Annotated in this window: 9 protein-coding genes; 7 read left to right on the forward strand and 2 right to left on the reverse strand. The window is 73.7% G+C overall.

The genetic code is table 11. The features are described 5' to 3' along the window. Both ACWF94_RS22215 and ACWF94_RS22220 read right to left on the reverse strand, forming a co-directional pair. The coding region (locus ACWF94_RS22215) for a rodlin (RefSeq protein WP_453491021.1) at nucleotides 1–257 on the reverse strand (257 nt) is incomplete at its 3' end. 205 nt (nucleotides 258–462) lie between these two features. Beyond that, the gene (locus ACWF94_RS22220) at nucleotides 463–756 is read right to left on the reverse strand and encodes a hypothetical protein (RefSeq protein ID WP_453491024.1); all 294 of its coding nucleotides are present in this window, start codon (nucleotides 754–756) and stop codon (nucleotides 463–465) included. Between the two features lie 451 nt (nucleotides 757–1,207). On the opposite strand from ACWF94_RS22220, the gene ACWF94_RS22225 reads away from it, so the two are divergent. From ACWF94_RS22225 to ACWF94_RS22255, 7 genes are all read left to right on the forward strand, one after another. After that, the gene (locus tag ACWF94_RS22225) at nucleotides 1,208–2,314 is read left to right on the forward strand and encodes a DUF3344 domain-containing protein (protein ID WP_453491027.1); all 1,107 of its coding nucleotides are present in this window, start codon (nucleotides 1,208–1,210) and stop codon (nucleotides 2,312–2,314) included. Nucleotides 2,315–2,549: 235 nt separating this feature from the next. Next, entirely contained in the window at nucleotides 2,550–3,740 is a 1,191-nt protein-coding gene (locus ACWF94_RS22230; protein WP_453491030.1) for a glycosyltransferase, read from the forward strand. Then, nucleotides 3,737–5,215, forward strand: a complete 1,479-nt coding sequence (locus tag ACWF94_RS22235; RefSeq protein ID WP_453491033.1) for a sugar transferase — start codon at nucleotides 3,737–3,739, stop codon at nucleotides 5,213–5,215. Before ACWF94_RS22230 ends, ACWF94_RS22235 begins: the two co-directional genes overlap by 4 nt. Before the next feature lie 2 nt (nucleotides 5,216–5,217). Further along, nucleotides 5,218–6,609, forward strand: coding sequence for an O-antigen ligase family protein (locus ACWF94_RS22240; RefSeq protein ID WP_453491036.1), 1,392 nt, complete (start codon nucleotides 5,218–5,220; stop codon nucleotides 6,607–6,609). Next, nucleotides 6,606–8,795: a lipid II flippase MurJ gene (locus ACWF94_RS22245; protein WP_453491039.1), complete on the forward strand. Its 2,190-nt coding sequence runs from the start codon at nucleotides 6,606–6,608 to the stop codon at nucleotides 8,793–8,795. The genes ACWF94_RS22240 and ACWF94_RS22245 overlap by 4 nt, the downstream gene beginning before the upstream one ends. Next, entirely contained in the window at nucleotides 8,785–9,528 is a 744-nt protein-coding gene (locus ACWF94_RS22250) for a polysaccharide deacetylase family protein (protein ID WP_453491041.1), read from the forward strand. Before ACWF94_RS22245 ends, ACWF94_RS22250 begins: the two co-directional genes overlap by 11 nt. Before the next feature lie 5 nt (nucleotides 9,529–9,533). Next, nucleotides 9,534–10,369, forward strand: an 836-nt coding sequence (locus tag ACWF94_RS22255; RefSeq protein WP_453491044.1) for a glycosyltransferase, incomplete at its 3' end; no start/stop codon positions are given.

A 10,369-nucleotide genomic window follows, 5' to 3' on the forward strand; every position in this document is an offset into this window, starting at 1 on the left:
ACGCCGATGAGGGAGCCGACGTTCGCCTTGGCGGGCAGGCCGATGCAGGGCTTGTTCAGGGAGCCCTGGACGAGGGCCATCTGCGGGCTCATGTCGCCGTGCGTCTTCTGGTTGCCGTACGCCTGCTTGGCGCCGTTGCCGCTGACCGACGTGGTGCCGTTGTCGTTGCCGATGGCCATGGCCGGGGCGGCCATCGCGGCGCCCGCGCCCACTACGGAGAGGGAGACCACCGCGGTCGCCATAACCTTTTTGAACATGTTCCGTCCTTCTGTTTCGTGGATGCCCACTGCTGGAGCGCCCTGAGCAACTGCGCCCCGGGTGATTGGTTCCGCCGGTTCACCCCAATGGCCCCGCGCGTGACACTCGGCGCACTACGGGATCGCACTACGGCTTCGCACTACAACTTCGCGTTACGGGATTCGGACCAGGGGGTCATACCGCCGGCGGGGACGAGGGGGGCGTTCAGCCGCCCATGGAGATGCCGCCCAGCATCGGGGTGAGGGAGGCGGCCGTCTTCAGCGCGTGCTCCGGGACATCGCCCCTGACGTTGTTCAGGCTGGTCGCGGTGTCCACGACGTCCTTGACGACGTTTCCGCTGCCGCCGTTCAGCAGCGGCGTCGCGGCGGTGGCCTCGGCGAGACCGCCGTTCAGGCTCATGGGCGGCATGGCCGGCGCGTTCGCCGCCATCGCGGGAGACGCCACGCCGAGCGCGGCCACCGAACCGGCGATGACCGCGGCAACCCTCGTGTACTTCATGTCTTCGCATCCCTTTCTCCGGTGACGATCGTCGCCACCGTCGGCCTGCGTAACGAGACCCGGCCATGGCGGAAACCCCTGCCCGACTTCTCGTATCAACTGATGGTGCGATCACCCGGTCCATGCGGCCGGCGTCGGCTCGGCCGACCGGGTGCCGGTCGGACGGCTGCCGGGCGGATGGTCGGCGGTCGGACGGGCGCGCGTCGGATGGACGCGGTGGAGCGCGGCGACCCCTTTCCGGTCCGGGAAACCGAGAAACGGGGAAACAATCAACGACCCGGCCGGTAAAGAGATGTGGGTCATCACCCCGAAAGCCTATTCCGGTAAAGGCGTGACCCGCCGCGGATCACCTCCGGATGGGTGTACGGCGGGTCAGACGTGATTTCCAACTAGCTTTCTGACAAAGTGCACTCCTGATTTTGTCATGTTGATCGACCACGGAGGGCCAGTCATGCCGCTGCCGATGGGCTACGCCGTACGTGGCGCCCTGGGGGCGATGTTCCTGCTGGCGTTCTCGGCCGCTCCGGTTCCCGCCGCGGGTGCCCCGGTCGGCGAATCGCCTCGAATTCCGTTCGCCCAGCGCTATCAGGCGGTACAGCACGGCGGTATCGTCCGCGCCGCCAACTCCGCCATCACCTGCCGTACCCCGAAGTCCCCTTCCACAGCCTCCTGCTCCGCCGTCAGGGCGGGCGCGGCCGGGGCCAACAGCGACTTCGAGATGTTCTACGTGGACGAGGACGACGACCCCAACACCTACAACTCCAGCCGCGCCGAACTGACGTTGCCGAAGAACTCGAAGGTGACCTACGCCCGGCTGTACTGGGGCGGAAACCTGAGGGTCGGTGAGCAGAAACCGCCCAAGGACAATGGGCGCGTTCTGATCGCCGAACCGGGCGGGAGATACAAAGCAGTTCTCGCGGACACCCGTATCGCCCACCGGGACGCGGACGGCAGCGACGCGTTCCAGGCGTCGGCCGACATCACACCGCTGGTGCGGCAGAGCGGTTCCGGTCTCTACACCGTCGCCCAGATCAATGTGGCGATGGGGCACTCTGCCGTCGGTTCCTGGGGCGGCTGGACCCTTGTCGTCGCTTATGAGAACAGCGACGAACCACTGCGCCAGCTCTCGCTGTGGGACGGATTCGAGACGCTGAACGCCGGGCGGAAGAGCCAGGAGTTCACGCTTCCCGGGCTGCGCATTCCCGCGCGGGCGAGCGGCCGGGTGGGTTTCGTCGCCTACGACGGGGACCGCGGCCGGGCGGGCGACACGGTGGAGGTGCGAGCGGATACCGGAAAGACATTCGGTATCAATGACTGGACCGGTATCAGCGACTCGGCGAATCCCGCGACCGATGTCATGAATTCCACCATCACCGGACCCGATAGTGCGATGAAACGACAACCGGCCCATGTGAACACCCTTGGATACGACTCCGATGTATTCGCCATCGACCCGGCTCTGTGGGCAGGGGGCACCCATCTGAATTTCCGGTTCCATGCCGAAAACCTCGGATATGCCCTCGGCGTTCTCTTCGTACAGGCGGACACGCGCCGCTGAGTACCACCGCGGCGCAGCCCGCCCGCGCCAAGCCCGTAGTCCCCGCAGTCCCCGAAGCCCGCGCACCTCCCGTGCCAGACCCGTAGTCCCCGTAGTCCCCGAAGCCCGCGCACCTCCCGCGCCAGACCCGCAGTCCCCCGTAGCCCCCCGCAGTCCTCCGTAATCCCCCCCGTCCCCCGCAGTCCATGCATCACCCGCGTCAAGTCCCGCAGCCCACGCACCAAGAGAGCCGCACGTGCCGCAACAGACCCGGACCGAGCCGAGCCAGCCGGACCCACCGACGATTCTCCATCTGGTCCAGCCGGTGGAGGGGGGAGTCGCACGCGTCGTCACCGACCTGGTCAGGGCACAGACCGCCGAGGGCATCCGTACCGTCGTGGCCTGCCCGCCCGGCGGGGAACTGGCCGACCGGGCCAGGGCGGCGGGCGCGCGCGTGCACCCCTGGCACGCCGTACGCGCGCCGGGCCCCCGCCTCGCCGCCGAAGTCCTCACCGCCGCACGCCTCATCCGCCGCGTCGCCCCCCAACTGGTGCACGCCCACAGCGCCAAGGCCGGACTCGCCGCCCGGCTCGCCGTCCGCGGCCGGCTGCCGACCGTCTTCCAGCCCCACGCCTGGTCCTTCGACGCCGTCGAGGGCCGCGCCGCCCGGCTCGCGCTGCGGTGGGAGCGGTACGGGGCCCGCTGGTCCACCCGCACCCTGTGCGTCAGCGAGAGCGAGCGGCGGGCGGGGGAGGACGCCGGGATCGCCGCCCGCTGGGCCGTGATCCGCAACGGCGTGGACCTCGGCCACTACGCTCCCGGCGGCGATCTCGACCGTACGGCCGAACGCGCCGGGCTGGAACGGCGCACCGGTATCCCCGGCGACGCGCCCCTCGTGGTGTGCGTGGGACGCCTGTGCCGCCAGAAGGGCCAGGACGTCCTGCTGAGCGCCTGGCCCGCGGTGCGCGCCGCCGTCCCCGGCGCCCGGCTGCTGCTCGTCGGTGACGGCCCCGACCGCGAACCCCTCACCCGCGCCGCGCCGCCGGACGTCGTCTTCGCCGGGGCCGTCCCCGACCCCCGGCCATGGCTGCGCGCCGCCGATCTCGTCGCCCTCCCGTCCCGCTGGGAAGGCATGGCGCTCGCCCCCCTGGAGGCCATGGCCTGCGGGCGGCCCGTGGTCCTCACCGAGGTCAGCGGCGCCGGCGAGAGCCTGCCCCCCGGCCACCACACCCACAGCCTCGTACCGCCGGACGATCCCCGGGCCCTCGCCGCCGCGCTCACCGCACTGCTGACGGACCCCGCGCTGCGGGCCGAACTCGGCCGCCAGGCGGCGGCCCACACGCGGGCGACCTGCGACGTACGGACGACGGCCGCCGCCGTCACCGGGCTCTACCAGGACCTGCTGGGTCCGCCCCATCCCATGACGAGGAAGAGCGCCACACGATGACGACGGAGAGTGTTCCCGCGCCCCACACCCGAACGATGGCGGTACCGGCGGTCCTCACGACGGCCACCGTGCACCCGCCGCGCCACACCACCCGGCGGGGGGCCGCCCCCCTCGGGCCGCGCGGCACCGGCCGGCCGGGACCGGCCGCCGCTCTCATCGCGGCCGATGTGCTCGCCCTCGCGCTCACCGTGGCCCTGCTGCCGCCGCTGCCCTGGCCCACGGCCGTCCTGGCCCTGCTCGCCCTCGCCCAGCCCGCGCTCTACGCCTGCCGCGGCCTCTACCGCCCGGCCCTGTCCCCGTCGGCGCTCACCGACGTACCCGCCGTCTGCGGCCTCCTGCTGGTGCAGTGGCTCGCCGTCGCCGAGGCACTGGGGGCGTACGACCCCCGGTACGCGACCGGCTGGCGCGAACTCGCCCTCGCCGTCGGCGCGCAGACCGCGCTCTGCTGCGGCGGCCGGGCGCTGGTCCACCGCGTCCGGCGCAGGTCGGCCGCCCGCCGCCCGCAGTCGGTCCTCATCGTCGGCCGGGGCACGCTCGCCCAGCAGGTGACGGACGCGCTCTACGACCACGCGGAGTACGGGATGCGGCCGGTCGGCCAGGTCGACGCCGCCCCGTCCCCGTCCGCGCCCGTGCCCGGGACGCTCCCGGTGCTCTCGACCCGGCAGGACATCAGCCTCGCCGTCATCCAGAACTCCGTCCGCCACGCCGTCTTCACCGAGCAGCCGGGCCGCGACCCGGAGTCCGCCGCCGTCATCGCGCTGTTCACCGAACACGGCTGCCGGCTCTGGCTGGTGGACGGCGGCGCGGCCACCGGCAGCACCTGGCGGCGGGCGGCCGGCCAGGACCACCTGTGGGGATTCTCCGTACGACCGCTGCACAGCGGGCTGCACCGGCCCGTCGCCCGCGTGGTCAAACGGGTCATCGACACCGTCGTCGCCTCGCTCGCGCTGCTGATCGCCGCCCCCGTGATGGCGCTGTGCGCACTGGCCGTACGCATCGCCGACGGGCCCGGTGTCATCTTCCGGCAGGAGCGCGTCGGCCTGGACGGACAACCGTTCACCCTGCTGAAGTTCCGCACCCTGTGCCCCGCCGACGAACACGAGTCCCGCACCCGCTGGAACGTCGCCTACGACCGGCGGATGTCCACCACCGGCAGTGTGCTGCGGCGCACCTCCCTCGATGAGCTGCCGCAGCTGTGGAATGTGCTGCGCGGCGATATGAGCCTGGTCGGGCCCCGGCCCGAACGGCCCTACTTCGTCGACCGGTTCGGCCTCGCCCACCCCGGCTACCGGGCCCGCCACCGGATGCCCGTCGGGATCACCGGCCTCGCCCAGGTCAACGGGCTGCGCGGCGACACCTCCATCGAGGAGCGCGCCCGCTTCGACAACCACTACATCGACACCTGGTCGCCCTGGGGGGACCTGTGCATCCTGGCGCGTACCGCCGCGTCGCTGTTCCGGCTCGGAGGCAGCTGAGCATGACCGTGACCTGGGCCGCCGTGCCCACGGGCCCCTCCAGGACGCGCGCCGTCATGTCGCGCCACTGGCCGCTGCTGCCGCTCCTGGTCACCGTCCTGCTGCTCGCGGCCCCCCTGCCCGCCGGTACGGAGGCCGGGTCCGGCTCGCTCGCGCCCGCCGACGTGGCCTCGGGCGCACTGGTGCTCTTCTGTCTGGTCCGGGTGGTGAGGACCCGGGCCAGGCCGCTGAGCCCCGCCGCGGCCGTCGTGCTCGCGCTGCCCGCCGTCGCGATCGCCGTCGCCACCGTCACCGCCGCCGACCCGGTCGCAGCCCTGCCCGGATTCGCGCGCTATCTCCAGGTCTTCGTCCTCGTACCGATCGCCGTCGTCCTCCTCGTCCGCGACGCCCGCGACTTCCGGATCGTCGCCGGGGCGCTCGCCGTCCTCGCGCTCGTCCAGGGCGCGATCGGGGTCCATCAGTACGCCACCGCGACCGGCGCGTCCTATATGGGCGAGGACATCCGGGCGGTCGGCACCTTCGGCCCCTCCGACGTCATGGGCATGGCCACCGTCGTCGCCTACGGACTCCTCGCCGCCGCCGCCCTCGCACTCCGCCCGCCCCCCGGCGCCCCCCGCTGGCTGCGCCCCGCCGCCCTGGCCGCGACCGCCGCGCTCACCGTGCCGCTCGCGCTCTCCTTCAGCCGGGGCGCGTGGATCGCCACCGCCGTCGCCGCCTTCGCCATGATCCTGCTGACCGGGCTCCGCCAGGCGCTGCGGGCACTCGCCGTCGTCACCGCCGTCTGCGTCGTCCTCGTCGGCGGCTTCGGCGTCGGCACCGACCTGATCGCCCAGCGCCTCGGCAGCATCACCCAGGTGACGGCCGCCCCCGACCGCTCGGTCACCGACCGGTACTCGATGTGGGCCGCCGCCACCAGCATGTGGCGCGAGGAGCCCGCGACCGGCGTCGGCCTCAAGGGCTTCCCCGCCCACCGCGACGGCCACTCCTCCGTCGGCCTCTCCTCCGGCAGCGACACGGCGGGCGCGGGCCAGTCCTTCCACAAGCAGCCCCTGCTCTCACCCCACAACATGTACCTCCTGATCCTCAGCGAACAGGGCCTCATCGGCGTCACCGCCTTCGCCGCGAGCTGGGCCGCCCTCCTCGCCGGGGGCGTCCGCCGGCTGGCACGCGCACACCGGGGGCGCGGTTCGCCGTCGGACGGCGGGCGCTCGGCCCGGGGGCAGACGGATTGCGGACTGGCCGCCGTCGCCCTGCTGGTCTGGCAGACCGTCGACTTCCTCTACGCCGACATCGGCGGCCCGTCGACCGTACTGACCGGAGTCGTCCTCGGCCTGGCCGGCTGGTGGGCCCTCGCCCCGCGCGCCTCCGCGCGTGGCGGGACGGCGGCCCCATGAGCGACACGACCGCGAGCCCGGGGACCGGGGCACGGGACGAGAACGCGCCGGGTGGCACGTCGCTGCGGGGGCCGCTGCCGGGGCCGGGGCCCGGGCCTGTGCCCGGGGGCGGGCCGGGCGTACGCACGGCGAGGGTGCCTGCGCGCGGCCGTACGGACGGGACCGCGTCCGGCCGTACGGACGGGACCGCGTCCGGCCGTACGGACGGGACCGCGTCCGGTCGTACGGGCGGTTCCGCGTCCGGCCGCACGGACAGTGCCACACCCGGCCGGAGAGCCGAGCGGACCGACCCGGTGGGTCTCCCGCGCCCGGCCCCGGAAGTCCTCCGCGCCGGTCCGGACACCCGGCCCGCCCCCGGGCCGGAACCCCTGCCGGACCCCAGGCCGGAGCCCCTGCTGGACCCCGGCGCCGGCCTTCCGGGCCCGCCCGGGGCCGCGACGGAGGTGCCCGACAGCGGAGCCGCCCCCTCCCGGCTGGGCAATGTGCTCGCACGGGCGGCGGCCGTCACCGCCGGACTGACCCTCGCCGGGGCGCTGTTCGGGCTCGTACGGGATCAGGCGATCGCCCGGGTCTTCGGCGCGAGCACCGAGAGCGACGCGTTCCTCATCGCGTGGACCGTCCCGGAGATGGCGGCCACCCTGCTCATCGAGGACGCGATGGCGCTGCTCCTGGTGCCGGCCTTCAGCCAGGCGCTCGCCCGCCGGGCGGCCGACCGGGACGCCGTACGGGAACTGGTGGCCGTCACCCTGCCCCGGCTGCTCGTCTGGCTGGCCTGTGCGACCGGGCTGCTGATCGTGTGCGCGCCCCTGTTCGTCGGCGTCCTCGCCCCCGGCTTCGCCGATCCCGGGCTCGCCGTCGACTGCACCCGGCTGACCGCGCTGTCCGTCCTCACCTTCGGGGTCGCCGGATACTTCAGCGCCGCACTCCGCGCGCACGGCCGCTTCGTCCCCCCGGCGGGCGTGTATGTCGCGTACAACGCCGGCATCATCGCCACCACCCTCGCCCTGCACACCCTGTGGGGCGTACGGGCGGCGGCGGCCGGAGTCGCCGTCGGCGGTGTGCTGATGATCCTGGCGCAACTGCCCACCTTTCTCCGCCATGTGCGGACGCCCCGGCTGACCGGTCGGCGCCGGAACACCGGGCGGCACGCACGTACCGAGGGCCGCGCCAGCACCGAGGGTCACGAAAGCACCGGGCGCCACGCGAGCACCGGGGGCCACGCCGGCATCGGGTGCACCGGCAGCACCGGACCCACCGCAGCCCCTGCAACCACCGCAGCCCCCGCGAGCACCCGGCGCGGCGCGCACTCCCCCCTCTCCCCCCTCTCCCTCAGCGGACTCGCCGTCCTCGCGCCCATCGTGCTCTTCGCCGTCAGCCGGCAGTCACAGGTCCTCGTCGAACGCTTCCTCGCCTCCTCCCTCCCCGGCGGCGCGATCTCCCATCTCAACTACGCCCAGAAGGTCGCGCAGATGCCGATGGTGCTCTCGCTGATGTTCTGCACGGTTACCTTCCCCGTCGTCGCCCGCGCGATCGCCGAGGGCGACCGGGAACGCGCCCGCCGCCGGGTCGAGAACGACCTCGCGCTCGCGGGCCTCGTCGTCCTGCTCGGCACCGCGCTGATCCTCGGCTACGCCCCCCAGATAGTCGAAGTCCTCTTCGAGCGCGGGGCGTTCGACGCGCGGGACACCGAGACCACCGCCACCGTCATGCGGGTGTACGCCGCCGGACTGCTCGGGCACTGCCTGGTCGGCGCGCTCGGCCGCCCGTTCTTCTCCTCCGGGCGGCCCACCTGGTACCCGGCCGCCGCGATGGCCGGGGGACTCGTCGTCACCACCGTCGCGGGCACTGCCGCCGTCGGCGCGTGGGGCGTGTACGGGATCGCCGCCGCCAACGCGCTCGGCATCACCACCACCGCGCTGCTGCTGCTGTTCGGCCTCGGCTCCCGGATCGTCTCCATCGAGGTGCGCGCCATCGCCCGCGCGCTCGGCCGGCTCGCCGTCGCGGCCTCGGCCGCCGCGTCCGCCGGGTGGTTCGCGGGCCCGCTGACACCGGATCCGCTGCTCGGACTAGCTGTCGGCGCGCTGCTGGTGCCCGCCGTCTTCATCGTCACCGGGCTCGCCGTCCGGGCCCCCGAGATCATCCACCTGCTGGACCTCACCCGACAGAGGATCCGTCATGTCCGCTGAGACGGCGACGACCGGTCGCCCCCCTGCCCCGTACGCCTCCGCCCGGCCGTGGGTCCTGATGTACCACTCGATCTCCGACCCGGCCGACGACCCCTACGGCATCGTCGTCGCCCCCGACCGCCTCGACCTCCAGCTCGGCCGGCTGCGCCGTCGCGGGCTCACCGGCGTCGGTGTCGCCGCCCTGCTGCGCGCCCACGCGGAGGGCCGGGCCCAGGGGCTGGTCGGTCTGACCTTCGACGACGGCTACGCCGACTTCCTGGACGCGGCACTGCCCGTCCTGCGCCACCACGGCTGTACGGCGACCCTGTTCGTCCTGCCCGGCAGGCTCGACGGCAGCAACGCCTGGGACCTGGAGGGCCCGCGCCGCCCGCTGCTGGACGGCGACGGCATCCGCGCCGCCGCCGAGTCCGGCACGGAGATCGCCTCCCACGGGCTCTACCACGTCGATCTGACGGACACCGAAGGGGACGTACTGCGCCAGGAGACCTGGCGCAGCCGCGAATGGCTGCGCGAACTGACCGGTACCGCCCCTGAGGGCTTCTGCTATCCGTACGGAACCGTCGACGCGCGGGTCGTCCAGGCCGTCCGCGACGCCGGGTACTCCTACGGCTGCGCCATCCGCCCGCCCGCCGAGCTGGCGGGCCCGTACGCCCTCGCCCGTACGCACATCAGCCAGGCCGACCGGGGCGCCCGGCTGCGGGTGAAGCGGCTGCGCCACCGGCTGGGGCTGTGAGGCGGATGCGGGCACTGCATGTCATCACCGGGCTCGGGATCGGCGGCGCGGAGCAGCAGTTGCGGCTGCTGCTGCGCCACCTTCCCCTGGAGTGCGACGTGGTGACCCTGACCAATCCGGGGCCGGTCGCCGACGGACTGCGCGCGGACGGCGTCGAGGTGCTGCACCTCGGCATGGGCGGCAACCGGGACCTCGGGGCACTGCCCCGGCTCACCCGGCTGATCCGGCGGGGCCGCTACGACCTCGTGCACACCCATCTCTACCGCGCCTGTGTCTACGGGCGGATCGCCGCCCGGCTCGCGGGCGTCCGCGCCACCGTCGCCACCGAGCACTCGCTCGGCCGTGACGAGATCGAGGGCCGCCCGCTGACCCGCCCGACCCGGGCGCTGTATCTCGGCACGGAGCGGCTGGGGTCGGCGACCGTCGCCGTCTCGGACACGGTGGCGGGGCGGCTGCGCGAGTGGGGCGTACCGCCCGCGCGTATCCATGTCGTCCCCAACGGCATCGACGCGGCCCGCTTTGGCCACGACCCGGCCGCCCGGTCCGCCGTCCGCACCCGGCTCGGCGTCCCGCCGGACGCCTTCGTCGTCGGCGGGGTGGGCCGGCTGGTCCCCGGCAAACGCTTCGACCTGCTCGTACGCGCTGTCGCGGCCCTGCCAGGCGCCCGCCTCCTGGTCGCGGGCGACGGCCCGGAGCGCGCCGAACTGACCGCACTGGCGCGGCGGCTCGGCGCGGGGGACCGGGTGCGCTTCCTGGGGGAGTGCGACGGGGCGGGGGGTCCTGTGCCGTCGAATCCTCTGTCGTCGAGTCCTGTGCCGTCGACTCCGGCGCCCCCCACCAC

Source organism: Streptomyces sp. NPDC055078, assembly GCF_053607985.1.